Annotated in this window: 20 protein-coding genes; 8 read left to right on the top strand and 12 right to left on the bottom strand. The window is 65.8% G+C overall.

Annotation, left to right across the window (positions count from 1 at the left end; genetic code table 11):
- Nucleotides 1-67 precede the first annotated feature (67 nt).
- From B3E94_RS05510 to B3E94_RS05485, 6 genes are all read right to left on the bottom strand, one after another.
- The gene (locus B3E94_RS05510; protein ID WP_286912638.1) at nucleotides 68-664 is read right to left on the bottom strand and encodes a cytochrome c3 family protein; all 597 of its coding nucleotides are present in this window, start codon (nucleotides 662-664) and stop codon (nucleotides 68-70) included.
- A 9-nt stretch (nucleotides 665-673) separates the two neighbouring features.
- Complete coding sequence (locus B3E94_RS05505; RefSeq protein WP_286912637.1) at nucleotides 674-1,159, bottom strand: nitrate reductase cytochrome c-type subunit; 486 nt, start codon at nucleotides 1,157-1,159, stop codon at nucleotides 674-676.
- Nucleotides 1,160-1,170: 11 nt separating this feature from the next.
- Nucleotides 1,171-3,675, bottom strand: a complete 2,505-nt coding sequence (gene napA, locus B3E94_RS05500; RefSeq protein ID WP_286912636.1) for a nitrate reductase catalytic subunit NapA — start codon at nucleotides 3,673-3,675, stop codon at nucleotides 1,171-1,173.
- Entirely contained in the window at nucleotides 3,672-3,932 is a 261-nt protein-coding gene (locus tag B3E94_RS05495; protein WP_176517871.1) for a chaperone NapD, read from the bottom strand. The genes napA and B3E94_RS05495 overlap by 4 nt, the downstream gene beginning before the upstream one ends.
- 11 nt (nucleotides 3,933-3,943) lie before the next feature.
- Complete coding sequence (gene napE / locus B3E94_RS05490; RefSeq protein ID WP_176517870.1) at nucleotides 3,944-4,111, bottom strand: periplasmic nitrate reductase, NapE protein; 168 nt, start codon at nucleotides 4,109-4,111, stop codon at nucleotides 3,944-3,946.
- Between the two features lie 83 nt (nucleotides 4,112-4,194).
- Nucleotides 4,195-4,734, bottom strand: coding sequence for a type 1 glutamine amidotransferase domain-containing protein (locus B3E94_RS05485; RefSeq protein WP_176517869.1), 540 nt, complete (start codon nucleotides 4,732-4,734; stop codon nucleotides 4,195-4,197).
- 141 nt (nucleotides 4,735-4,875) lie between these two features.
- Between B3E94_RS05485 and B3E94_RS05480 the strand changes: the two genes are divergently transcribed.
- From B3E94_RS05480 to B3E94_RS05465, 4 genes are all read left to right on the top strand, one after another.
- Nucleotides 4,876-5,811, top strand: coding sequence for a LysR family transcriptional regulator (locus B3E94_RS05480; protein ID WP_236236535.1), 936 nt, complete (start codon nucleotides 4,876-4,878; stop codon nucleotides 5,809-5,811).
- A gap of 135 nt (nucleotides 5,812-5,946) precedes the next feature.
- Entirely contained in the window at nucleotides 5,947-7,395 is a 1,449-nt protein-coding gene (gene tcuA, locus B3E94_RS05475) for an FAD-dependent tricarballylate dehydrogenase TcuA (RefSeq protein ID WP_236236534.1), read from the top strand.
- A complete protein-coding gene (gene tcuB / locus B3E94_RS05470) occupies nucleotides 7,382-8,539 on the top strand; it encodes a tricarballylate utilization 4Fe-4S protein TcuB (RefSeq protein ID WP_286912633.1) in 1,158 nt (385 codons plus the stop codon). The genes tcuA and tcuB overlap by 14 nt, the downstream gene beginning before the upstream one ends.
- 52 nt (nucleotides 8,540-8,591) lie before the next feature.
- A complete protein-coding gene (locus tag B3E94_RS05465; protein WP_236236532.1) occupies nucleotides 8,592-9,896 on the top strand; it encodes an MFS transporter in 1,305 nt (434 codons plus the stop codon).
- Nucleotides 9,897-9,986: 90 nt separating this feature from the next.
- Here B3E94_RS05465 and B3E94_RS05460 read toward each other — a convergent pair whose 3' ends face one another.
- The 5 genes from B3E94_RS05460 to B3E94_RS05440 all read right to left on the bottom strand — a co-directional run bounded on the left by B3E94_RS05460 (nucleotide 9,987) and on the right by B3E94_RS05440 (nucleotide 17,852).
- The gene (locus B3E94_RS05460; RefSeq protein ID WP_286912631.1) at nucleotides 9,987-10,157 is read right to left on the bottom strand and encodes a hypothetical protein; all 171 of its coding nucleotides are present in this window, start codon (nucleotides 10,155-10,157) and stop codon (nucleotides 9,987-9,989) included.
- Between the two features lie 15 nt (nucleotides 10,158-10,172).
- Nucleotides 10,173-11,912: a ShlB/FhaC/HecB family hemolysin secretion/activation protein gene (locus B3E94_RS05455; RefSeq protein WP_286912629.1), complete on the bottom strand. Its 1,740-nt coding sequence runs from the start codon at nucleotides 11,910-11,912 to the stop codon at nucleotides 10,173-10,175.
- A gap of 2 nt (nucleotides 11,913-11,914) precedes the next feature.
- Nucleotides 11,915-15,619, bottom strand: coding sequence for an MBG domain-containing protein (locus tag B3E94_RS05450; protein ID WP_286912628.1), 3,705 nt, complete (start codon nucleotides 15,617-15,619; stop codon nucleotides 11,915-11,917).
- Between the two features lie 99 nt (nucleotides 15,620-15,718).
- Nucleotides 15,719-17,368, bottom strand: coding sequence for a LuxR C-terminal-related transcriptional regulator (locus B3E94_RS05445; protein ID WP_286912627.1), 1,650 nt, complete (start codon nucleotides 17,366-17,368; stop codon nucleotides 15,719-15,721).
- A gap of 70 nt (nucleotides 17,369-17,438) precedes the next feature.
- The gene (locus B3E94_RS05440) at nucleotides 17,439-17,852 is read right to left on the bottom strand and encodes a low affinity iron permease family protein (protein ID WP_286912626.1); all 414 of its coding nucleotides are present in this window, start codon (nucleotides 17,850-17,852) and stop codon (nucleotides 17,439-17,441) included.
- A 204-nt stretch (nucleotides 17,853-18,056) separates the two neighbouring features.
- On the opposite strand from B3E94_RS05440, the gene B3E94_RS05435 reads away from it, so the two are divergent.
- Nucleotides 18,057-18,581, top strand: a complete 525-nt coding sequence (locus B3E94_RS05435; RefSeq protein WP_176517867.1) for a hypothetical protein — start codon at nucleotides 18,057-18,059, stop codon at nucleotides 18,579-18,581.
- An 11-nt stretch (nucleotides 18,582-18,592) separates the two neighbouring features.
- Here the strand turns inward: B3E94_RS05435 and B3E94_RS05430 are convergent, their stop codons facing one another.
- Complete coding sequence (locus tag B3E94_RS05430; protein ID WP_236193791.1) at nucleotides 18,593-19,507, bottom strand: LysR family transcriptional regulator; 915 nt, start codon at nucleotides 19,505-19,507, stop codon at nucleotides 18,593-18,595.
- 206 nt (nucleotides 19,508-19,713) lie between these two features.
- On the opposite strand from B3E94_RS05430, the gene B3E94_RS05425 reads away from it, so the two are divergent.
- From B3E94_RS05425 to B3E94_RS05415, 3 genes are all read left to right on the top strand, one after another.
- Entirely contained in the window at nucleotides 19,714-20,736 is a 1,023-nt protein-coding gene (locus B3E94_RS05425; RefSeq protein WP_176517866.1) for a zinc-dependent alcohol dehydrogenase family protein, read from the top strand.
- 488 nt (nucleotides 20,737-21,224) lie between these two features.
- Nucleotides 21,225-22,577: a hypothetical protein gene (locus B3E94_RS05420; RefSeq protein WP_286912625.1), complete on the top strand. Its 1,353-nt coding sequence runs from the start codon at nucleotides 21,225-21,227 to the stop codon at nucleotides 22,575-22,577.
- Nucleotides 22,577-23,896, top strand: a complete 1,320-nt coding sequence (locus tag B3E94_RS05415; RefSeq protein WP_286912623.1) for an aminotransferase class I/II-fold pyridoxal phosphate-dependent enzyme — start codon at nucleotides 22,577-22,579, stop codon at nucleotides 23,894-23,896. The genes B3E94_RS05420 and B3E94_RS05415 overlap by 1 nt, the downstream gene beginning before the upstream one ends.
- Nucleotides 23,897-23,987 lie beyond the last annotated feature (91 nt).

Genomic DNA, 23,987 nt, shown 5'->3' with positions numbered 1-23,987 from the left:
TGAGCGGTAGCATCTCTTTTGGGGCAGCCAGGGCGCCTAGCCGTGTTTGCTCGAATGTATTCTTAAATCACCAACCCTTCACCCCACTCATGTCCGGCAGCTTGTGCGCGATGCCCTTGTGGCAATCGATGCAGGTGGCTTCGCCGCTGGCCAGCGAGGTCGAGTGCATGGCGGCGGCGCGCTTGCTCTGGCGGGTGAAGTCCATGAACTGGAAGTTGTGGCAGTTGCGGCACTCGCGCGAGTCATTGGCCTTGAGCCGGGCCCATTCGTGTTCGGCCAGCTCGCGGCGGTGGTCGAGGAATTTCTCGCGGGTGTCGATGGTGCCGAACAGCTTGCCCCAGACTTCCTTGGACGCCTGCATCTTGCGCGCGATCTTGTGCGTCCACTCATGGGGCACGTGGCAGTCGGGGCAACTGGCGCGCACACCGGAGCGGTTGGTGTAGTGGATGGTGTCCTGCAGCTCGACGAACACGTTGTCGCGCATCTCGTGGCACGAGGTGCAGAACTTCTCGGTGTTGGTCAGCTCCAGCGCGGTGTTGAAGCCGCCCCAGAAGATGATCCCGGCAATGAACCCGCCCAGCGTCAGAAAGCCCAGGCTGTAGTACACGCTGGGGCGACGCAGGACGCCCCAGTAGTCCTTGAGCAGGGCGAGCAGTGCTTTCATGGCGCCTCCTCAGGGTTTTTTCGCGGCGTTGGCGTCGTTTTGCAGCAGCTGGTCGATGGTCTCGAAGCTGTTGCCCACCAGCGGCTGCACGTCCTTTTGCACCACATGGCACTGGTTGCAGAAGTAGCGCCGTGGCGACACCGCGGCCAGGGCCTGGCCGTCGCGGTCCATGTAGTGGGTGATGCTGATCGCCGTGGCCTGGCTCTTGGCGCTGTTGGCGCGGCTGTGGCAGCTCAGGCACTTGTTGCCGTTGATGTCGATCTGGTAACCGCGGATGGCGTGGGGGATGGTCGGCGGCTGGTCGGGGTAGTTGCGTTCGCGCTTGAGGTCGCGGTTGTCGTCGTTGGCGATGGGCGCGGCGGGCATGCTCTGGGTCAGCGTGCCGCCTGGCCGGCGGCCGTCGGGCCCCGGCGCATCGAGGGGATAGTCGACCTCGGCGGCCAGCGCCAGGCCAAGGGTGGCCAGCAGCAACAGGGGCAGCATTGGAAAAGGCATGGCGGGCCTCCTCAGGCCAGGCTGATCAACTCGATGCGGATCGCGCATTTCTTGTAGTCGGTCTGCTTGGAGATCGGGTCGGTGGCATCGAGGGTGACTTTGTTGATCAGCTTGTTGGCGTCGAAAAACGGCACGAACACCAGGCCCCGCGGCGGCTTGTTGCGCCCCCGGGTTTCGATGCGCGCACGGATTTCACCGCGCCGGCTGACCAGCTTCACTTCACTGCCACGGCGCGCCTGCAGCGCCTTGGCATCCTCGGGGTGCATGTACACCAGGGCGTCGGGCACGGCCTTGTACAGCTCTTCGACGCGCTGGGTCATGCTGCCGGTGTGCCAGTGCTCCAGTACCCGGCCAGTGCTCAGCCAGAATGGGTATTCGGCATCCGGGGCTTCGGCGGGCGGCTCGTAGGGCAGGGCGAAGATGATCGCCTTCTTGTCGGGGTAGCCGTAGAACTGCACCTCGCTGCCTTTTTCCACATAGGGGTCGAGCCCTTCGCGGTAGCGCCAGCGGGTTTCCTTGCCGTCGACCACCGGCCAGCGCAGGCCGCGCTCCTGGTGGTACAGGTCGAAATCGGCGAGGTCGTGGCCGTGGCCGCGGCCAAAGCGGGCGTATTCCTCGAACAGGCCCTTCTGCACGTAGTAGCCAAAGGCCTGGGCTTCGTCATTCTTGTAACCGGCTTGCATCTGCTCGACGGGGAACTGGTCGACCTGGCCGTTTCTGAACAACACCTCGTACAGCGTCTTGCCCTGATACTCGGGCGCCTTGGCCAACAGCTCGGCAGGCCAGACTTCGTCGGTGGTGAAGCGTTTGGAGAATTCCAGCAACTGCCACAAGTCCGACTTGGCATCCCCCGGTGCAGTCACCAGCTGATGCCAGAACTGGGTGCGGCGCTCGGCATTGCCGTAGGCGCCTTCCTTTTCCACCCACATGGCGCTTGGCAGGATGAGGTCGGCGGCCTGGGCGGAAACGGTGGGGTACACATCGGAAACGATCACGAAGTTCTCGGGCCGGCGCCAGCCCGGCAGCACCTCCTGCATGACGTTGGGGCCGGCGTGCATGTTGTTGCTGGCCTGGGTCCAGTACACGTTGAGCACGCCGTCCTTGAGCATGCGGCTCTGCTGCACGGCATGGAAGCCGACTTTCTCCTGAATGGTGCCGGCCGGCAGCTTCCAGATCTGCTCGGCGGTGGCCCGATGCTTGGGGTTGGTGACCACCAGGTCGGCCGGCAGGCGGTGCGAGAAGGTCCCGACTTCACGGGCGGTCCCGCAGGCCGAAGGTTGCCCGGTCAGCGAGAACGGGCTGTTGCCGGGCTGGCTGATCTTGCCGGTGAGCAGGTGGATGTTGTAGATCAGGTTGTTGGCCCACACCCCACGGGTGTGCTGGTTGAAACCCATGGTCCAGAACGACACGACCTTGCGCTTGGGGTCGGCATACAGCTCGGCCAGGGCCTTGAGCCGCTCGGCCGGCACCCCGGATTCCCTGGCGGTGCGCTCCAGGGTGTAGGGTTTGACGAACGCTGCGAACTGCTCGAAGGAGATATCGCTCCAGGTGTTGGCCTTGTCGGCATTCTTGGCGCGGGTTTCCAGGGGGTTGTCGGGGCGCAGGCCGTAGCCGATGTCGTCGGCGCCCTGGGCGAAGCGGGTGTGCCTGGTGACGAAATCCTGGTTGACCGCGCCGCTTTCGATGATGTGGTTGGCGATGTAGTTGAGGATCAGAAGGTCGGTCTGCGGCTTGAACACCATGGGGATGTCGGCCAGCTCGAAGCTGCGGTGCTCGAAGGTCGACAGCACCGCCACCTTGACCAGGGGCTGGCTCAGGCGCCGGTCGGTGACCCGGGTCCAGAGGATCGGGTGCATTTCGGCCATGTTCGAGCCCCAGAGCACGAAGGCATCGGTGGCTTCGATGTCGTCGTAGCAGCCCATCGGCTCGTCGGCGCCGAAGGGGCGCATGAAGCCCATCACCGCCGATGCCATGCAGTGGCGGGCGTTGGGGTCGATGTTGTTGCTGCGAAAGCCGGCCTTCATCAGTTTGTTGGCGGCGTAGCCTTCCCACACCGTCCATTGCCCCGAGCCGAACATGCCGATGGCCTCGGGGCCTTTGCTTTTCAAGGCTTGCTTGTACTTCTGCGCCATGATGTCGAAGGCCTGGTCCCAGCTGATCGGCTGGAATTCGCCCTGCTTGTCGTACTGGCCGTTGCGCATGCGCAGCAGCGGCTGGGTCAGGCGGTCGACGCCGTACATGATCTTGGACAGGAAGTAGCCCTTGACGCAGTTGAGGCCGCGGTTGACCTCGGCCTTGATGTCGCCGTGGGTGGCGACCACGCGGTTGTCGCGGGTGGCCACCATCACGCTGCACCCGGTGCCGCAGAAGCGGCAGGGCGCCTTGTTCCAGTCCAGGGTGACCAGGTCGGCGTCGGTCACCAGGTTGCTGGCGCTGCTGAAGACCGGCAGGCCGGCGGCGGTCGCGGCGATGGCGGCGGCGTGCAGCTTGGCGAATTGTCGGCGAGTCAGGCTCATTCCAGGCCTCCTGCGGGGTCGAGCAGTTCGTGGTAGACCAGCGCGGCATTGAGTACACCGGGCATGCTGCCGATCTGTTCGATGCAGCGAAGAATCTGGCTTTCGTGCGCGGCCTCGAGCACCACCACCAGCTTGCCCAGGGGGCTTTCCTGGTGCAGCTCCAGGCCTGGCAGCAGGCGCAGGTTGGCCTTGACCGCGGCAAACAGCTCGGGGCGGGCGTGCACCAGCAGGCTGGCGATGTGCACGGGTTCATCCATGGGCTTGGCCATCAGTTGGGCGGCCCGGGTGGGCCGAGCAGCAGTTGCGAGAACCACACGATGAACCCGTAGCCGCCGACGATGACCACCGACAGCAAGGGGAAGAGGCAGGCGACAAGGAACAGGAACAGGCGGGTTTCCTTGCCGCGCTGGCTTTTTTGCGCAGGGTCAGGTGGCATGGATCAGCCTCCAGGCAGGATGCCTGAAGACTAGATCACACAGTTGGCGGGTGTTCTCGCGACGACCAGTGGTTAACTGGACTTCAGCCCGCCAGGGCCTTGAGGAGTTGCTCGTTGAAGGCCGGAATGTCGTCTGGCTGGCGGCTGGTGATCAGGTTGCCATCCACCACCACCTTCTCATCCACCCAGTTGCCACCGGCGTTGCGGATATCGTCCTGCAGGGTCTTGTAGCTGGTCATGCGCTTGCCCTTGGCCAGGCCGCTCGACACCAGCAACCATGCGCCGTGGCAGATGACTGCCAGCGGCTTACCGGCCGCATCGTGGGATTTCACCAATTGCTGCGCCCCGGGGATCAGGCGAATGGTGTCGGAATTCTGTACGCCGCCGGGCAGCACGAGGGCGTCATAGAGGTCGCGCTGGGCGTCGTCGAAGGTTGCGTCCACGGCGAACGCGTCGGCGGGCTTGTCGTGATGCCAGCCGCGTACCGAGCCTGCCTTGTCACTGAGGATATCGACCACGGCGCCGCTCTGCTTCAAAGCGTCACGGGGGCCGGTGAGCTCGACCTGTTCGAAGCCGTCGGTAACCAGAATGGCCACGCGCTTGCCGTTCAGTTGTGCACTCATGGGGGTGTCTCCTTTTCGATGGGCCTGCAATAGGGGGCCGGCGACAAGGCGGCAAAGTTCCTGCGCGGTGCGTGAGCGGTTGCCTTGCGCGAATGCCCGGGGCGTGCAAAATGGCAGCGCTTTTCACGGAGTACTGCCATTTTGGAACTAAGACAGCTGCGCTATTTCGTAAAGATCATCGAGCATGGCAGCCTGGGCCGGGCGGCCCTGGAGCTGGACGTGGGTGTGTCGGCGCTGAGCCAGCAGATCGGCAAGCTGGAAAGCGAGCTGTGCACCCGGCTGCTCAACCGCAGCAGCAGTGGCGTCACCCCGACCAGTGCCGGCGCAGCCTTTCTCCACCATGCGCAATTGACCCTGCGCCAGGCAGAAAACGCCGTGCTCGCCGCCCATCGCGGGCGCATGAGCGGCTATGTCAGCGTCGGCCTGCCGCCTACCACGGCAACGGTGCTGGCCCTGCCCCTGATCAGCGCGATGCGCACGCGCTACCCGGACATCCAGCTGCATATCGTGGAAATGCTCTCGGGCCACCTGGCCGTGCAGCTCAACGCGCGGCAGATCGACCTGGCCATCCTGTTCCAGCTCGAGGGCGGCAAGCGCTGGAGCGTGACGCCGCTGCTGGACGAGAAACTGTTCATGATCGCCTCCCCGCAGTTAGCCGACGCACCCCGTGCAGAACGGGTGCAGTTGGCTGACCTGGGCGGCCTGGCGCTGGTGATGCCAAGCGCCCAGCATGGGTTGCGCTCGGCCTTGACCAGCGCCTTCGAAAGGGAAGGGCTGGTGCCGAACATCATCATGGAGGTCGATGGCCTGGCAGTGCTGATGAACGCGGTGCGCGCAGGCCATGCCGCGACCATTCAACCCGGCGCTGCCGCCGCGCTCAAAGGCGAGCCGGGGCTGTTGGTCGCCGAGATCACCGACGCCCATGTGGGGCGGCGCAATCTGCTGGCGACCCTGGCAGAAGACGAACTCTCGCCTGCGGCGCTGGCCACCCGCCGGGTCATTACCGAGGTGGCACGGCAGCTGGTCGAAGATCATCGATGGCCCGGTGCCGCCTGGCTTCAAGAGGTTGCCGAGTAACGCCTCTGGCCCTGCAGGTGTTTACTGAAACTAAACACCCCATGGCGAAAGCGGCCTTTCGGCAAACCGCCTGCTCCCCTAATTTGCTCCCCACTCGCAAGGTTGTTCGGTTTCCTTGTGAACTGAGGAGCGATGATGATCGATGTTCTAGTAATCGGCGGTGGCAACGCGGCGCTCTGCGCGGCGCTGATGGCCCGCGAGGCGGGGGCCAGCGTGCTGCTGCTGGAGGGCGCCCCGAAAGCCTGGCGCGGTGGTAACTCGCAGCACACGCGCAACCTGCGCTGCATGCACGATGCCCCGCAGGATGTGCTGGTCGAGGCCTACCCCGAAGAGGAGTACTGGCAGGACCTGCTGAAGGTCACCGGCGGCCTGACCAACGAAAAGCTCGCCCGCATTGCCATTCGCGCATCGTCCAGCTGCCGTGGCTGGATGCGCGCCCATGGCGTGCACTTTCAGCCACCGCTGTCCGGTGCGTTGCACGTGGCGCGTACCAATGCGTTCTTCATGGGCGGTGGCAAGGCCCTGGTCAATGCCTATTTTCGCAGCGCCGAGCGCCTGGGCGTGCAGGTGCGCTACAACGCGCAGGTGACCGACATCGAGTTGCACGATGGCCAGTTCGTCGCCGCGCACCTTGGCGAGCGGGAAGTGGACGGCCAGCGCCTTCCCGCCGAACGCATCCAGGCCAAGGCCTGCGTGCTGGCGGCGGGGGGCTTCGAGTCCAACCGGGAATGGCTGCGCGAGGCCTGGGGCCAGAATGAGCGCGGCGAGTGGCCGTCGGATAACTTCCTGATCCGTGGCACCCGCTTCAACACCGGCGTGCTGCTCAAGCGCATGGGCGAGCTGGGCGCCGACGTGATCGGCGACCCGACCCAGGCGCACATGGTCGCCATCGATGCGCGCGCGCCGTTGTACGACGGCGGCATCTGCACGCGCATCGACTGCGTGTCCCTGGGGGTGGTGGTCAACCGTGACGGCCAGCGTTTCTATGACGAAGGCGAGGACTTCTGGCCCAAGCGCTATGCCATCTGGGGCCGCCTGGTGGCCGGCCAGCCGGGCCAGCAGGCCTATTCGATCATCGACCAGCAGGCCATCGGGCGCTTCATGCCCCCGGTTTTCCCCGGCACCCGCGCCATGACCCTGGCGGAGCTTGCGCGGCAACTGAAGCTGCCGCAAGCGCCCTTCCTCAAGACCATCGATGACTACAACAAGGCCTGCCAGCCCGGCACCTTCGACCACACCGCGCTCGACGACTGCCACACCCAGGGCTTGACACCGGCCAAGACCCACTGGGCGCGCCCGCTGCACAAGCCGCCGTTCTACGCCTACCCGCTCAGGCCCGGCGTCACCTTCACCTACCTGGGCCTGGCCACCGACGAGACCGCTGCCGTGCACTTTGGCGGCAAGCCCAGCCGCAACCTGTTCGTGGCCGGGGAAATGATGGCCGGCAACGTCCTGGGCAAGGGCTACACCGCCGGCATCGGCATGGCCATCGGTACGGCCTTCGGCCGCATCGCCGGGGTCCAGGCCGCTGCCAGCGCAGGCCATGCGATGAACACTTTGGAGCTGCGCCATGCAACTGTTTGACCCCACCGCCTCGAGCAACCTCATTGCTGTGCTGAACGTGCACGAGGAACAAGTGCAACGGCAGATGAGCATCTGCAACGCCTGCCGTTACTGCGAAGGCTTCTGCGCCGTGTTCCCGGCCATGACCCGCCGGCTGGAGTTCGGCCAGGCCGACATCCACTACCTGGCGAACCTGTGCCACAACTGCGGCGCCTGCCTGCATGCCTGCCAGTACGCCGCGCCCCACGAGTTCGCGGTGAACGTGCCCCAGGCCATGGCCAAGGTGCGCCTGGACACCTACGCCGAATACGCCTGGCCCCAGGCATTGGGCAAGTTGTACCAGCGCAACGGGCTGACCCTGGCGCTGGCCTCGGGTTTCGGGCTGGCCCTGTTCCTGTGCCTGACCTTGCTGGTGATGGGCAACCTGCTGCGCGCCGTGCCGGGCGGGAATTTCTACGGCATCTTCCCGCACAACACCCTGGCCTCGATGTTCGGCGCGGTCTTCGGTTTTGCGGTTCTGGCCTTGACCCTCGGTGTGCGGCGCTTCTGGCGCGCGGTCTCGCCAGCAAGCGCAGCGGTGCCTCTGAAAACCGCCGCCACGCTGGAAGCGACGGGCAGCGTGGCCACCCTCAAGTACCTGGACGGTGGCCATGGCGAAGGCTGCAACAACGCCGACGACCGCTTCACCCTGTGGCGCCGGCGTTTCCACCACCTGACCTTCTATGGATTCCTGCTGTGCTTCGCGGCCACCGGCACCGCAACGCTCTATCACTACCTGCTGGGCCTGGCGGCGCCATATCCGCTGCTGAGCCTGCCGGTGCTGCTGGGCGTCGCTGGCGGCCTGGGCTTGCTGGTCGGCCCGGCCGGGCTGCTGTGGCTGAACCTGCGGCGCGACCCGGCCCATGGCGACGCCCGGCAAAAGCCCATGGACCGCGGTTTCATCGCCTTGCTGCTGCTGGTCAGTGCCAGCGGCCTGGCCCTGCTGGCGTTTCGTGAAACCGCCGCCCTTGGGCTGTTGCTGGCTGTTCACCTGGGCCTGGTCATGGCGTTTTTCCTGACCATGCCCTACAGCAAGTTCGCCCACGGCATCTTCCGCAGCGCCGCGCTGCTCAAGCACGCCATCGAAAAGCGCCAACCCAACCCGATCAATGCGGGCAGCGACTGACCGCTCGAGCACCTGGGTTCTACAACAACAATTAACGAGCACAACGGTAGCCATGATGAACACGACCTCCCAAGGCACAGGCTCCAAGCTGGGCGCCATCCTGCGCGTCACCAGCGGCAACTTTCTCGAACAGTTCGACTTCTTCCTGTTCGGCTTCTATGCCACCTACATCTCGCAGACGTTCTTCCCGGCCAGCAGCGAATTCGCCTCATTGATGATGACCTTCGCGGTATTCGGCTCGGGGTTCTTGATGCGCCCACTGGGCGCCATCGTGCTCGGTGCCTATATCGACAAGGTGGGGCGGCGCAAGGGCCTGATCGTGACCTTGTCGATCATGGCCGCCGGCACGGTGCTGATCGCCCTGGTGCCTGGCTACGCCAGCATCGGTTTGTTCGCCCCCTTGCTGGTGCTGCTCGGCCGGCTGCTGCAGGGCTTTTCGGCCGGGGCGGAAATGGGCGGGGTGTCGGTGTACCTCTCGGAAATCGCCACCCCGGGCCGCACCGGCTTCTACACCGCCTGGCAGTCGGCCAGCCAGCAGGTCGCCATCGTCGTGGCGGCGGCGCTGGGCTATGCCCTCAATGCCCACATGGCGGCGGGCGAAGTGGCCGCATGGGGCTGGCGCATCCCGTTTTTGATCGGCTGCGTGATCATCCCGTTCATCTTCATCATTCGCCGTTCGCTGCAGGAAACCGAAGCGTTCAAGGCACGCAACCACCACCCCAGCGCCGCCGAAGTGTTCCGCTCGATGCGCGACAACTGGCGCACGGTCCTGGCTGGCGGCCTGCTGGCGTCGATGACCACCACCACCTTCTACCTGATCACCGTGTACACCCCCACCTTCGGCAAGTCGGTGCTGCAACTGAGCACCACCGACAGCCTGGTGGTCACCTTGCTGGTGGGTGTCAGCAACTTCATCTGGCTGCCCCTGGGCGGTGCGCTGTCCGACCGCATCGGCCGTCGCCCGCAGTTGCTGGCGATCACCGTGCTGTGCATCCTCAGCGCCTATCCCGCCATGCACTGGCTGGCCCAGGCGCCGAGCTTCGAGCGCCTGCTGGCGGTGCTGTTGTACTTTTCGATGTTCTTCGGCCTGTACAACGGCGCCATGGTCGCGGCGCTGACCGAAGTGATGCCGCAAAACGTGCGGGTGGTCGGCTTCTCCCTGGCCTTCAGCCTGGCCACGGCCCTGTTCGGCGGCTTCACGCCTGCGGTGTCGACGCTGCTGGTGCAGGCAACCGGTGACAAGGCTTCGCCGGCCTACTGGCTGATGTTCGCCGCGGTGTGTGGGTTGGGTGCGACGGTTGCGCTTTATGGGCGGCAGCGGCGTGTAAATGGCGGCCTTGGCCAGGTGACGTCATAAGCGGCTTGTGGGAGCGGGCAGTGCGGTGCATGGCACAGGCTTTGCCGGTGTTCGCGGGGCAAGCCCGCTCCTACAGGGGTTAGCTGGCGTTCATCGGCGGTGCAGCCGTTCGCCGTGTGGGCCGCAGTCGACCTGCAGGTGCTGCGCCACCCAGGCTAGGTTGATGGCTTCCTGCGCAGCCAGGGCACTCTCGAGTGCGGCTCGGGACGAGTCGCGCCGCCCGTGCGAATGACGGCGCAGCTTGCTGATCCAGCGTTTCATGGCCTTCTCCTGGTCTCAGAACAGCTTGAGGAAGTTGATGTAGAGCCGCGGCGCCTTGCCGTTGTCGTCGTCCAGCTCCTGGGCAGAGACAGCGCGGGTGAGCGGGAAGGCGATCTCGGGCGAAACGAAGGTGTCCTTGAATACCTGCAGGTGAACCCCGAGCCCTGTCGAGGCCAGGCTTTGCTGGCTGACCCAGGCCGGGTCTTCGCTCCACACCTTGCCGGCGTCCCAGAACGCGTAGTATTGGCTCGGTACTTCGTGGCCACCCAGCGCATGCAGGCGGTTGTACTGCAGCTCGGCCTTGACCGCGACGCCGCTGTCGCCGGTGATTTCCGAGGGGTCGTAGCCGCGCCCGAACTCACTGCCACCGACACCGAACTGCTCCGGCGCCAGCAATGGTTGGCCGAACGAGGTCTGGGCGGTAGCGGCCAGGTACAGGTTCAGGCCATTGATGACGCCGCCCAGGTCCTGCAGGCGCTGGGCGTCGACCTGCAGCTTGCTGAAGCCGGTACGGCCACCTTCGCGTGACGGGTTGTACCGGCTGTCGTTGCTGGCGCCCATGACCGACAGCCCCTTGCTGTACTCGGCCTTGAGCAGGTTCTTGCCGCCGTGGCCGTCGACGAAGTCGTAGCTGGCGCCCAGGCGCAGGGCGCGGATGCGGTCTTCGCTGGAAGGCGGCAGGTCGGGCTCGTGCAGGTATTCGGAGCGGCCGTTGAAGTAGGTGAAGGCCGCCGAGGTCTTGAAGGTTTCATCGCGCTGGCGCACCCAGGGGCGGGTGATGCGCACCGCCAGGGTGTCACCGGAGCTGTTGGCATCGAGGAACGAATAGGTGTCGGCGTGGCCATCGTTGTGCTGGGCCAGCACGCTGAGCACATCGCCCTGGCTGCCGACCGGCAACTCGTACTGGCCTTCGAAGAAGGTCATCTTGTTGCCTTCGATGGACTTGCCTGCGCGGATGCCCAGGTGGTCGCCACGCCCGCTCAAGTCGTTGATGCCAAAGCCGCCGTACATCTGCCATGGCCCGAAGTAGCGGCTGTCACGGTTGTCGAAGCCGACGAAGCCTTCGTACTTGCGCAGGCTGTTCTCCACCGCCAGGTCAGTGCCGGCTTGCACCGGCGAGGCCTGGAGCACGGCGCGGCTGTCGTTGCCGGAGAGGTCGTTCATCAGCAGCAGGTTGCGCTCCAGGTTGGCGCTGGTGGGCGGTTGCTGCTGGCGGATGTTGTCGGCATAGCGCTCCAGGGCCTGATTGGCGGGGCCGCTGAAGGTGACCTGGTTGACCTTGCCTTCGAACACCTGCAACGTCAGCCGGCCGCCCTGCAGGCGCTGTTCAGGCACGTAGGCCTTGGCCAGCAGGAAGCCGGCCTGGCGGTAGCGCTGGGTGATGGCATCGGCTACCGCGTAGATCTCGGCGAGGTTCACCTCATGCCCGCGCAGGCGCGCCAGCAACGGCTCGAAGGTCGCTGCCGGGTAGCTGGCAACGCCAAGCAGGGTCACCTCGGTCACCTTGAAGCGTGACTGGTTGGCGGGCAGCGCGGTCATTTCTGCGGGGGGCGCCACGTCCTGCGGTACCACCTCGGTCTGCGGCAGTTCCAGGGTGCCCGGCATCTGCGTTGGCGAACTGCGGCTGCCACTGCGGTCGGGCACTTCGACCCGGCCGGGGTTGAGCTGGCCCAGCGGCGCGGCCGGGGCCTGGGCAGAGAGCACCAGCAAGGCGCAGCACACGGCGGCGGCAATGCGGTTGAGGGTCAGGTTCATGATCATCTACCTCCTTTTTCCGGCGCCTTCAGGTCCCGCGGCATGACGTTGCGGTTCCAGTCGGGAACGATGAAGCGGCCGTCCTTGAAATGGCTGTTGGCGTAGCTCAGTACGTCGTGGATGTCCGGCACGCTGCTGACCGTGCCGTCGCCATAGGCGCGCGGCTTGCAGATCAGTTGCACGGTGTAGGTACGGGCCACGGCGGGCGAGACGGTGTAGTTGGCCGAGACCGCCGAAGGCGATTCCAGCGCGGTGCAGCGGGTGTTGCCCGGTGATTGGGCGGTCATCGGCAGGGCATTTGCCGGCACCCCGGGCTGTGCGGGCGGGGCCGGTAGTGGCGGATCGCCGGCCGCTGCTTCGGGCTGCGGGGGCTGTGGGGGCTGTTGCGGCGCCGGCGGATCGTCGGCCGGTATCTGCGGCTCGGGGGGCAGCGGTGCCAGCGGGCCGTCGATGGTCAGCACGCCGTCGTGGAAGGTCACGGTGTAGTTATTGCCCGCCTGGAACGTGCTGCCCTGGCCGATGGCGTAGGCGCCCACCTCTTCACCGGGGGCGCGTTGCAGTGAACCTTGCACGATGCTGGCGTTGTCGCCGTTTTTCAGGCCGCCGAGCTGATAGGTCAGCGCCGGGTCGGCCGTGCCGAGGGCCTTGGCCTTGTCATCGGCGCGCACCTGGAGGGGGGCAGGGGTGATCGTCAGCTCGCCGTCCTTGAACACCATGCTGTAGTTGCCGCTGCTGAGCACCAGGTTGCCCTGGCCGATGCCGTAGCGGCCGGTGTTTTCGCCCACCTGGCGTTGCAGCGCGCCTTGCAGCAGGTCGCTGGCGGCCTGGCCCAGCTTGGCGCCGGTAACCTCATGCTCCAGCGCCGGGTCCTGGTCGCCATAGACCTTGTGCTTGTCCTTGGCGGTGACGGTCAGCTGGGCCGGGGTCACGGTCAGCGTGCCCTTGTCGCTGTGCAGCGTGTAGCGCTGGGTGGCAAAGGCATCACCGCTGATGCCGCCGTCGATGCTGTACTGGCCGACATCGGAGCTCTGGGTGGCCGAGGTCGAAGGCGCTGCCAGGGTAACGCCGCTGCGGCCCAGTTGGGCATCCACATACTGGTCGATACCGCGCACCTGCTCGGTGGTGGCGCCGTTGCTGTCCACCCGCTGGCCCAGCGCCGGGTTCTGCTCGCCATATTCGCGGCTGACATCGACGGGGGTGGCGGTTATCCGCGCCTGGTGGCTGGTCAGGCTGACATTGCTGTCGGTCTTGTCCTGGGTCGAGAGAAACTGCACTCGCGCGGTTTCCAGCAGGCTCCTCTGGCTGATCGGCTTGCCATCGCTGGTCGTCATCCAGGGGCGGTCATCGGCCAGCCAGCCGATCTGGGCAAGCAGCGCATCGGTCTGGCCTTGCAGCTTGAAGACCAGTTGCTCGGAGGTATCGGTGGCGGGTTTGTATTGCAGTTCGTGCTGGTTGGCCGGGCCCGGCAGGTATTCGCCGTCCACCCCCCAGTACCCGGTGCCGGTCAGCACCCCGACGGCCAGCGTGCCGTTGACCGGGCTGAGCGAGAAGCCCACGGGCACCCCCACGTGTTCGCCATTGCGCGTGACGATCGGGGCATTGACGTCATCGGGGTTGGGCTTGAACTGCCATAGCGCACCGTCGGCGTCACGGAAGCTGATGCCGTAGAGCAGGTAGTCGGAGCTGTCCAGGTAGCGCAGCACGTCGGCCTGGGGGATCTCGTTGCCGTTCTCGTCGCGCAGGTTCACCGCCTCGAAGACGACGTAGTCGAAGGTCTGGCCATTGCCGGGCGCGAGGTTTACCTGGCGGTCTACCTCGCCGTTGGCCATGACCAGCTGGGTGCCCACCGCCGTCAGTGCGTAGGCCTTGACCCCGCTGAGCGTCTCGCCGGTGAGGGGGGCGGTGACGGCCTGGCGGGTATCCGGGCCGGTGCCGGTGGCGTTGGTCTGGCTGAAGGTGAAGATGCCGTTGCTGGCCTTGCCGGCCAGTACGCCGGCATGATTCAGGCCGCTGTCCATGCGCACGCTGGCGCCTTCCAGCGCCGCGTGGCCGGCAATCAGCGCGGTGTTGTCGTGCTGGAAGATCGACGCGGTGTCGGTGGTCCTGAGCCAGGCGATGCCCGAGCCGACGTCGATGATCGCCCGCCTGGCATAGGCGCCTGCGCCGGTCGTGCCGGCAGGGGCGTCGTCGATCAGGCGGATGTCGCCGGTGGCGCTGATGTACAGGTTGCCGTCCTTGAGCAGGATCGGCGCGCGGATGTTCACCGCACCGTTGGCGTGGCTCTTGTCGGCCCCTTCGTAGGTGCTGATCAGGCCGGGGTTGCCGCTGGCGATCAGCGCCAGGGTAGCGGGCGCGCGGCGCCCGTCGTTGTCGACGCTGGCCAGGTTGGTGGCGATGATCGGGGCATTGACGTTGATGGTGTCGGTGGCCTGGACCACCACGTTGCCAAGCGCCAGGTTGCTGACGATGCTGCTGGCGGCCACGGAACCGGCGTTGCCGGTATCGTCGATGTTGACGGTTTCAGGGTCCAGCAACCAGGTGCCGTTGGCCTTGGCGCCACGGGTGTCGACCTTGGCCTGGGCGCTGACCGTCAACTGCTTGCCGGAGGTTTCCACCACGCCGCCGCGGGTACTGCCGGTGGCCGAGGCAGTGCCGGCGAAGTGCGTGGCCTGATCGCCGATGACCACCACCTTGCCGCCCTGGCCCTGGCTCCCCGAGGCGTCGAGCCTGGCGCTGGAAGCGATGTTGACGTCATTGCCTTGTACCCTGATCGAGCCGCCGTTGCTGCCGGTTGCGCTGAGGGTGCCATCGACATGGGTGCGGGCCGCGTTGCCCAGCACGATGGTGCCGCCGTCGTCGCTGACCGCATCGGCGCTGACCTTGCCGCCCAGGTTGATCACCGAGTCCAGGTGCCTGGCGGCCTGGGCGGCGCTGATGGCGACGATGCCATTGCCCACGTCGATTTCACCGCTGTTGTGCACGCCGCCGGTGACGTCGGCGTTGACGCTGTCACGCTCACCCGCAGCGCCGCCGATCGCGATGTTCAGCAGGCCATCGCCATGGAAATCGAGGGTGGCCTGCGGGCCACTGGCCAGCTGCACGCGGCCCTTGCGCGCCTGGATCACGCCGGCATTGACCACTTGCGCGCCAAGCAGCGCGACCATGCCGTTGTCGTGCACGGTGATGCGGCCGTGATTGGCCACCTGGCCGCTCAACTGGATATCCAGCTTGCCGGTGGCGGCAAACTGGCGGGCCTGTTCGTCAGTGAGGAAACCGGCGCTGGCGACCAGGGCGCTGGAGGCGATGTGCGCATTGGGGCCGACCCAGACCCCGGCAGGGTTGACCAAGATCAGCTGGCCGTTGGAGGTGACGGCGCCGTAGACCTTCGACGGATCGCCGCCCAGCACGCGGTTGAGGGTGACGGACTTGCCATTGGGCTGGTTGAAGGTGACCTGGTTGTTGGGGCCGACATTGAAGCTGTGCCAGTCGATCGCGGTGCGCTCGCTGGCGGTGTCGATCTGCATCGCCTGGCCATCGTGGCGAATGTTCGCCTGGCCGCCGATGACCTGGCCGCCCTGGGGCAGGTCGGCTGCCACGGCGCTCGCCTGCGGGCTGCCGATGCCGGCGAGCGCCAGGGCGATCGAGATGCAGAGAACGGTCAAGGCAGGGCGGGGCTGCCCTGCCACTGGCTCGCAATGCTTGTCCATGGTGTTTCTCCCGAATGTTTCAACTGGGAGAAATCATCGATCCGGCATCACGGCGCGGTAATGGTGGGTTCGTGCAAACGCCTGTAGTGCGCGCCTGATTTAGCGTGCCCGGGCGGCGGTTGGCAGGCGCAGTTGCAAGGTCGCCTGGAAGCTCGTGTGGTCATCGCGCGTGACCTTCAGGTCGCCCTGGAACAACGCGCAGAGCTTGCTGGCCAGGGCCAGGTGAATGATCGGCGCCGCACTGAAGGGGGTGGGCGCGACCGCTGCCTGCAGCTGCAGGGTCCAGTCCAGTTGCCCCGGGTCACCTTCGAAGGCATGGGCCTCGATCGTCAGCGTGCGTGCCCGCTGGGCCTGCAGGTGCAGCAGCAGCGACTGCAGCAAGCCGGCGTAGCGGGTGGCATCTACCCAGGCGTGGGCAGCATTGGCCGCCGGGGTGAAAAGCACTTCGAAGGTGACCGGGCTGTCCTGCAAGGCAAGCGCGGTGAGCGCATTGAGGTCTTCGGTGCCGGGTTGCAGGCTGACCTCGCCCAGCTCCAGGCGCACGGCCTCGCAGACCTGGGCCACGCTGGCCGCCACCTGTTCCAGCACGGCGAGCAGCGCGTGGCGGTCGACTTCGCCGGGGCGCTCGAGCAGTTGCCTGGCCTGTTCCAGGCAAGTGCCGACCTGCTGGCCGTGCTGCAGCAGGTAGCGGCCGCGGCGGCTGCGCAGGAAGGTGAGCCTGGCCAGTTGTTCACGCAGCGTCTCGATCTGGCGTTGTTCTTCGCCGATATCCACCGATGTGCTGAGCATGCCGAGCAATTCACCGTCGGCCCCCAGCACGGGGTGGCCGCTGGTCTTGAAGATGCGCCGCTCGCCATGCAGTTGCACGGCCACCACCAGCATGTAGGGGATGCGCTGCTCCACGGCGGCGTGGAAGGTCTTGTAGGCGTAGTCCAGGTGTTCGAGGTCGATGATCCCGACGTCGCGCAGGCGCGTGTCGATGACCTGGTCCATCGACAGGCCGATCAGGTCGAGGAAGGCCTGGTTGGCGACCAGGATCCTGCCGTCCGGGGCGCGCAGCGAGACGGGAAACGGCACTTTGTCGAGCAGCGTGTTGAATTGCCCGGCGCCCGCTGCGGGGGTATTCGCATTGGCGTCGAGAAAGCCGCGCCGGCTGGCCACCTGCAGCAGGTCGACCAGCGAATGGGTGCCGGTCTTTTCCAGCAAGCGTGACTTGTAGGTGCTGACGGTACGGTCGCTGATCGCCAGTTCATCGGCAATCTGCTTCACCCGGTAGCCTTCGGCGAGGTAGTGCAGCACGGTGATCTCGCGGGCGGTGAGCTGCTCGCCAGGCGCCGCATCCTGAGTGGCGGGGTGGCCGTGCAAGGCGCGGGCCTGGAACCAGGTCTTGCCGGCGAGCACTTTTTTCACGGCGTCCATGAAGGTGTCCAGGCTGTCGTCCCTGGCGATGAAGCCTGAGGCGCCGGCTTCGATGCACAGCGGTTCGTAGACTTCGCCGGGAAAGGCGGTGAACACCAGCAGGGGCGTGGTGGGCAGGCGTGCGTGCAGGCGCTTGATCAGGTCGAGGCCGCCGAGCTTGGGGATGTCCAGGTCCAGAACGATGAGGCCGGCGGGCTGGCGGGCCGCCAGGTCGAGCGCGTCGAGGCCGTTGTGGGCCACGCCTTGCACGCTGTGGCCGGCGTTTTCCAGGGCGCTCTTGAGGCCCAGGGCGCTCAGCGGCGATCGGTCGATGATCAGAGCAGTGGCCATAGCGTGCGCGCCAGAAAGGGGTCCGCTACACAGCGTAGTCAATCGGGCCAGCAACACCCGCGCCTCACTGCTAGCGCTGCAGGTTATCGCGCACGCCATCTGCCGACGGCTCTGCCACTGGCCGCGGGCAGGGCTCGCAGGCGCTGCCCATGGCACGGTACTCCTTGCGCAGTTTGCGGATGTCCTTGTTGTCCAGGGCTTCCAGGTCCAGCACCGAGCGCTCTGCCGATTTCGTGGCGCGGATCAGCTCGTCCAGCTTCACATGAATGATGTCGTTGTCCCTGTTCTGTGTGTTCTGGATCAAGAAGACCATCAGGAAGGTGATGATGGTCGTGGAGGTGTTGATGATCAGCTGCCAGGTATCGTTGTAGTGGAACCACGGGCCGGAAGCTGCCCACATGGCGATCAGGATGACGGCAATCAGAAACGTACTGGGCTTGCCGGCATTGTTGGCAAGCCATTGGCAGAACTGGGCAAATTTCATGGTCAATCTCCAACTCGGTCTGAGATTCTGACCACGACGGAGCGTTGAAATTTTTTTTTACATTTACCCCGCCGATGGAAATCCTGCCCAGCCAGCAATTTGGCCTGAACTTAGCAGCCCGGCCTGGCATCACTGTAGGGAATGGCGGCGTGCAGGCCAGATCCGCAGGTCAGGCACCGCCCAACGACTTCCTGGAGTGTCCGAGTGCCTCGCATCATCACGCCCGCCACACCTGAACATGAGATCGAGCAGAAAAGTGCGCGGATGTTCGGCACGCCCAAGGAGCGCCTGGATTTCTACCGGCGCGAAATCCAGTACGAAACCACGATCCTGGCCAATCGCACCGACGCCTACCTGGCCGCCCAGTCGTTCCTGGTCATTGCCTTCGTGGCATCGATGAACAACCTCAACCCCAGCTGGGGCGAGATGTTCACCTTGTTCATGCCGGTGTTTCTGGCATCGCTCGGCGTGCTCAGTTCATTGAATGCCTGGCCGGGCATCCGCGCCGCCTACCGGATCATCGAGCACTGGCAGCTCAAACAGAGCCACCTGCTGCGCAGCGAGCCGATGATGGGCCTGGCGTATGACGAATCGCCGCTGTTCTGCGAGGCTGAGACTTCACGGGAAGGGCACCGCAAATCGCTACTGTTCTCGCTGCGCACGCCTTGGATCTTTCTCGGCTTCTGGATCTTGCTGGGGATTTACGCGGTTTATATCCAGTTGGCGTGATCGCGGGCCTGTCACAGGCTGTCGGGGTCGCCGAAGAACATCTGGATGCGCGAGCGCAGCCAGCGCTCCGCCGGGTCATTGTCCTGGGCGCCGCGCCAGGCCATGTGCAGCTCGAAGCTGCGCACCTCGATTGGCAGGTCTTCGGCGCGCAGGCCGCCGGCGGCGGTCAGCGCATCGGCGGTGTAGTCCGGCACCGTGGCGACGATATCGGTGCCGGCCAGCAGGCTGCCCAGGCCGTTGAACTGCGGCACCGCCAGCACCACATGGCGCTTGCGGCCGATTTCTTCCAGCGCTTCGTCGATGAACCCGGACAGGTCGCCGGCGAACGACACCAGCGCATGGGGGCGGGCGCAGAAGTCGTCCAGAGTGATGCTGCCGGGCACGCTGTCCGCGCGCAGCAGCTTGGGCATGCTGCGGCGCAGCACCTTGCGCTTGGCGTTGGCCGGCAGATCGCTGGTGTAGCTCACGCCCACCGAGATTTCGCCCGAGGCCAGCAAGGTCGGCATCAACAGGTAGTTGACCCGGCGCACCACCAGGACGATGCCGGGCGCCTCGGCGCGAATGCGCTTGAGCAGTTGCGGCAGCAGGGCGAATTCGGCGTCGTCCGACAGGCCGATGCGAAACACCGCGTTGCTGGTGGCCGGGTCGAACTCGGCGGCGCGGCTGACCGCGGTGGAGATCGAGTCCAGCGCCGGCGACAGCAGGGCGAAGATCTCGTGGGCGCGCGCCGAAGGCTCCATGCTGCGGCCGGTGCGCACGAACAGCGGGTCGTCGAACAGGTTGCGCAGGCGCGACAGCGCCGCGCTGATCGCCGGCTGGCCGAGGAACAGTTTCTCGGCGGCGCGGGTCACGCTGCGCTCGTGCATCAGGGTTTCGAACACGATCAGCAAGTTGAGGTCTACGCGACGCAGGTCGTTTCGATTCATCGGTGTGCTTCGCCTAAAGTGGGGCAGGGGTGAATCTTAAGGCCAAAGGCTGTTACCCTGCACCGATTTCCGGGGGCCAATGCACAGCAAAGTCAGGTGCCCAATCGATGACAGGCATGTCGACTATTAACGGCCACTGATGGTCTAACGGCTAAAGCCCGGATAAAGTCCGTGGTAATACGAGATTCACAAAGGCGAGGTATGCGATGTCCCGCATGATCCGTTTCCACAAGTTCGGCGCTGCCGATGTGCTCCGTTGCGAGGAGCAGGCCGAACCGTCTCCAGCCGTCGGCGAGGTGCAGATCCGCGTCGAGGCGATCGGCGTGAGCTGGTACGACGTGCTCTGGCGGCAGAACCTGGCACCGACCCAGGCCCGCCTGCCAGCCGGGATCGGCAGTGAGATGGCGGGCGTGGTGACGGCGGTCGGCGAGGGTGTCGACGATATCGCGGTGGGCGATCGGGTGGCCAGCTTCCCGGCCGCCAGCGCCAACGAGCACCCGGTGTATGGCGATGTGATCGTGCTGCCGCGCACGGCCATCACCCGTTACCCCGACGTGCTCACGCCGATCGAGGCCAGCGTGCACTACACGCCGTTGCTCATCGCCTACTTCGCCTACGTCGACCTGGCCCGGGCCAAGGCCGGGCAGACCGCCCTGGTGACCGACGCCAGCCACTGCGCCGGGCCTGCCTTCGTGCAGCTGGGCAAGGCGCTGGGGCTGAAGGTGTTCGCCGCCACCAAGGAGCCCGAGCAGCGTGAATACCTGCTGGGGCTGGGCGCCGACAAGGTGATCGTCACCGAAGAGCAGGACCTGCTGATGCAGGTGGGCAAGTACACCGACGGGCGTGGCGTGGACATGGTGCTCGATGGCATGGGCGGGCCGCAGATGTCGTTGCTCGGCGATGTGCTGGCGCCGCGCGGCAGCCTGGTGCTGTATGGCCTGCAGGGCGGCAACCAGACGCCGTTCCCAGCCTGTGCGGCGTTCCAGAAGAACATTCAGTTCTACGTGCATTGCATCGGCAACTTCACCGGCAAGCCGGAGCTTGGCATCAGCCAGGACCAGGTGGCCTTGCAGCGGGCCTTGCGCGACATCAACCAGTTCACCGCCGACCAGCTGCTGACGCCGCAGATCATCAAGGTGTTTCCGTTCAGCCAGGTGGTCGAGGCGCATCGCTGCATGGACGAATGCCCTTGTGGCGGGCGCGTGGTGCTGGACATGGGGCAACCCTGAACGCGCTGTCATCCTGAAAGTGACCCGGGCTGAGTCCCGGGTTTTTTCTGCCTGTTAAACAGAAAATTCCTACATTTAAAGTTCAATCTTCCTATATCCATTCCGAGTGAAAATTGCTGCGCAATGTTATTGCCTTCAAACGTCTGCCGCCTATAGATAAAGAGATTGTGTGGGTTGGTTTTGTCCTTGAACCTGCATGGTTTTTTTACCGCTGTCTGTATCTTTTATTCATTCGGCAACACTTGATAATGGCGCAATGACAGTTTACGCAAGGAGCGTGCGATGGAGAGGGCGAGGCCCCGCGGCGGCTCTGGGCGCCAGGCGGTGGGTGGGCGAAGGGGGTGCTTTTTCTCCATGGCTTGGCGACAGCGTTTAGCTACTTCAGTTTTCCTGACTTCAAACAGGAAATTTCCCAGATTAATTTCACCGCGCAATTGTTCGTGCAGACACTAACTGTGCGGTGCATGACTGAAGCAGTGAGGTAAGCCGTGAGCAATATTCACGATCAGGCAATGCACTATATCTACCAACAAGTTCTGGAACGCTTGCTGGCCCATATGTCGCAACCCCAGCGCGCTTCCTTGCAGCTGCTGATCCAGCGCCTGCTGTTGGCGGCCGGAGGGCCGGATTACATCGGCACCTTCAGGTTGCTGGTGGTGCAGGGCGCCGATACCCGCAGCACGCGCCTGCTGGCCATCTTGCGCGCGGCGCAGTTGAGCATCGCCCTGCGCGCGCCGGTGACCTTCCAACTGCAGGTGCGGGTGGTGGGCCTGCCGGCAGCCAGCGGCGCCTTGCTGCAGCACCACGAGCGCAATTTCGATGCGCTGTTCATGCATGACGACCCGCGCGTTGACTTGCAGATGGTCAACACCGGCATGGTCGAACCCTTCAACCGCCAGCCCCGGGTCGGCGAGCCCTGGCTGCTGGCCCGCGATGCCTTGCTGCTGTTCGGCCACCTGGCCGACGCGCGGCCCGAGGCGCTGCTGGGCAGCCGGCTGCACCTGGAGCTAGCGGCGGCGGTGGGCCTGGCGTGCGAAGGCCAGCCGTGTGCGGACGCACTGGTCACTGCCATGCCCTTGCGCCAGCGGCGCCGCTACCTGGCCTGGGCGCGCCGGAGCCTGCGCCTGGCGGGGGACAACGGCCTGGTCATCGAGCAGCCCTGCCTGGCGGCCCTGGCCGAGCGCCTGGGCCAATTGCATGGGCTGGCCAGCCTGCCGGTGGGTGAGCCGGAAATGCCCGGCCATGAGCAACCCGAACAGGCACCGCTGAGGCTGCTGGCGATCGACGACCTGTTGCCCCAGTTGGTGAACGAAGGTGAACTCGACCGCATGATAGGCCACCGTACCGAGCCTGCCCACGATGCCACGCCGCTGGCGGCCTACCTGGACCCGCTGGCACTGACCCAGTTGCAGGAGCTGCACGCCCGCTGCCTGGCGCCTTCGCCGCGGCGCGAGGCCCTGCGCCTGGTCGGGCAGCGGGCGTCGGGCAGTCAGCCAGGGCCGCAACAGGCGCGCTTCACCCAGGCCTATGGCATCGACCAGGCCCAGCTCATCTGCATGCTGTATGGCCCGTTCGCCGAGCGCGGGCGGGGCCTTGAGCGCTTCTTGCGCTGTCGCCACCCGGACATGCTGGTGGCCTTGCCTTACCTGCACCGCGCCCTGCAGGGCAAAACCTGCCCGGATGCGGTCAAGCACTGGCTGGTCAACACCAGTGGCCTTGCCCTTGGGCACTTGCGCGCCATCTATGGCGGGCGCCTGCACAGCGCCACCCGGCGTCTGCTGACGGGCCTGGCGCGGCGTGATGTGCAACTGCGCTGGCTGGCTCGCGAGGCAGCCCGCTGATGGGGCGAGAGTTCGCCTACCACAAGGTGTATCGCTACTTGCAGGCGCTGGTCGATCAGGCGCAACGTGGCGGCGAGCAGCGCCTGCCGTCGTTGCGCACCCTGGCCCGGCGCCTGCGGGTGTCGCTGGCCACTGTGCAGGCCGCGTATGGCCTTCTGGAAAATGAGGGACGTGTGCGCTCGGTGGCCAAATCCGGCTACTTCGCCCAGCTTGTCGTGAACACCGCCCAGGCGCGTGTGCAGCGCAGTACCGAGCCGCTGCAGTCGGGCCTGGAGCGCACGCTGTTCGCCCATGAACGGCGCCTGGCGCGCCAACGTGCGCAAGCCTTGCCGGTAGCACCGGGCGGCGCAGGCGTGCGCCTGCGCGAGGCCTTGGCCCACCGCTACAACCGCGCGGCCCACCCGCCTTGGAAGGCCGACCACGTGCACCTGGGCCCCGACGTGCAGGCCGTGCTGGAAACGCTGCTGACGGCGTTGGCGCTGCAGGGCGGCACGGTGGTGGTGGCATCACCTTGCTGCTGGCGCCTGCTGCAGGTGTTGCAGCGCCTTGGCATGCAGGTGCTGGAAGTGCCCTGGGACAGCCAGGGCGGCCTGGACCTGGCAAGCCTTGCACAGATGCTCGGGCAAGGTTCGGTGCGCATGCTGATCATGCCGTCGTGCCTGAGCCTGCCGGGTGGGCAGATGATCTCGGTGCAGGATCAGCAGCAAGTGGCCCGGATGCTGGCAGGGCACCCGGTGTGGCTGCTGGAAAACGACCTGGACAGCGAACGCTGCTTTGCCGCATTACCCGCCATGCGCCTGCGCGACCGCGTCGATCAGCGCTGGTTGCTGGTGCTGGGTTCGCTGGAGGCCACGGTGGGCGCCGAGGCGCCTTACGCTTATGTGCTGGGTCGTCACCCGGTGTTGGGCGAAGCGTTTGCCCGGCGTGCCTACCAGTTGCCGCCGCTGCGCCAGCAGGCGCTGGCGCAGATGTTAGGCAAGGGCGAGATCGACCAGCACCTCAGCCGCCGGCGCGTGGCGCTGGGCCAGGTGATGCGGCAGCTTTGCCAGCTATTGCACGCACAGCTGGGTGGGCAGTTGGCCTTCAGCCTGCCGGAAGGCGGCCATGGCGTGTGGGTGCGCATGCTGCAGCCGGTGCCAGCGCAGCGCCTGGAGTCGGCGACGGCGGGCACCGCGTTGCTGGTTCTGGCGGGGTCGCAGTTCAGCCTGCAGGGGCGCTACCAGCACTACCTGTTGCTGACCTGGACCGGGGAGCAATTGGGCGCGCTGCCCGAGGCCTTGGGCAGGTTGGGCGAAGCGCTGGCGATGCCAGGCGGCTGAAGAAGGGCGAGCAGGCACCTTTCGTCGGCCGATGCGCGGCCGTGGGGGAATGCGATCCATGGTGCTTGCCAGTGCGTGTTATCTGTATGTA

It is taken from the genome of Pseudomonas sp. UBA6315, assembly GCF_002438125.1.
GTDB classification, from domain to species: Bacteria; Pseudomonadota; Gammaproteobacteria; order Pseudomonadales; family Pseudomonadaceae; genus Aquipseudomonas; species Aquipseudomonas faucium.
The sequence above is the reverse complement of the archived record's forward strand: the minus strand, read 5'-3'. Positions and strand labels throughout refer to the sequence as shown.

What these genes read in the sequence shown, in the direction of transcription:
- napE (WP_176517870.1), bottom strand. Translation starts at nt 4,111, where the DNA reads ATGCCACCTGACCCTGCGCAAAAAAGCCAGCGCGGCAAGGAAACCCGC.
- B3E94_RS05445 (WP_286912627.1), bottom strand. Translation starts at nt 17,368, where the DNA reads ATGGCCACTGCTCTGATCATCGACCGATCGCCGCTGAGCGCCCTGGGC.
- B3E94_RS05510 (WP_286912638.1), bottom strand. Translation starts at nt 664, where the DNA reads ATGAAAGCACTGCTCGCCCTGCTCAAGGACTACTGGGGCGTCCTGCGT.
- B3E94_RS05455 (WP_286912629.1), bottom strand. Translation starts at nt 11,912, where the DNA reads ATGAACCTGACCCTCAACCGCATTGCCGCCGCCGTGTGCTGCGCCTTG.
- B3E94_RS05505 (WP_286912637.1), bottom strand. Translation starts at nt 1,159, where the DNA reads ATGCCTTTTCCAATGCTGCCCCTGTTGCTGCTGGCCACCCTTGGCCTG.
- tcuB (WP_286912633.1), top strand. Translation starts at nt 7,382, where the DNA reads ATGCAACTGTTTGACCCCACCGCCTCGAGCAACCTCATTGCTGTGCTG.
- B3E94_RS05485 (WP_176517869.1), bottom strand. Translation starts at nt 4,734, where the DNA reads ATGAGTGCACAACTGAACGGCAAGCGCGTGGCCATTCTGGTTACCGAC.
- B3E94_RS05450 (WP_286912628.1), bottom strand. Translation starts at nt 15,619, where the DNA reads ATGGACAAGCATTGCGAGCCAGTGGCAGGGCAGCCCCGCCCTGCCTTG.
- B3E94_RS05425 (WP_176517866.1), top strand. Translation starts at nt 19,714, where the DNA reads ATGTCCCGCATGATCCGTTTCCACAAGTTCGGCGCTGCCGATGTGCTC.
- B3E94_RS05460 (WP_286912631.1), bottom strand. Translation starts at nt 10,157, where the DNA reads ATGAAACGCTGGATCAGCAAGCTGCGCCGTCATTCGCACGGGCGGCGC.
- B3E94_RS05465 (WP_236236532.1), top strand. Translation starts at nt 8,592, where the DNA reads ATGATGAACACGACCTCCCAAGGCACAGGCTCCAAGCTGGGCGCCATC.
- B3E94_RS05415 (WP_286912623.1), top strand. Translation starts at nt 22,577, where the DNA reads ATGGGGCGAGAGTTCGCCTACCACAAGGTGTATCGCTACTTGCAGGCG.
- tcuA (WP_236236534.1), top strand. Translation starts at nt 5,947, where the DNA reads ATGATCGATGTTCTAGTAATCGGCGGTGGCAACGCGGCGCTCTGCGCG.
- napA (WP_286912636.1), bottom strand. Translation starts at nt 3,675, where the DNA reads ATGAGCCTGACTCGCCGACAATTCGCCAAGCTGCACGCCGCCGCCATC.
- B3E94_RS05495 (WP_176517871.1), bottom strand. Translation starts at nt 3,932, where the DNA reads ATGGATGAACCCGTGCACATCGCCAGCCTGCTGGTGCACGCCCGCCCC.
- B3E94_RS05440 (WP_286912626.1), bottom strand. Translation starts at nt 17,852, where the DNA reads ATGAAATTTGCCCAGTTCTGCCAATGGCTTGCCAACAATGCCGGCAAG.
- B3E94_RS05430 (WP_236193791.1), bottom strand. Translation starts at nt 19,507, where the DNA reads ATGAATCGAAACGACCTGCGTCGCGTAGACCTCAACTTGCTGATCGTG.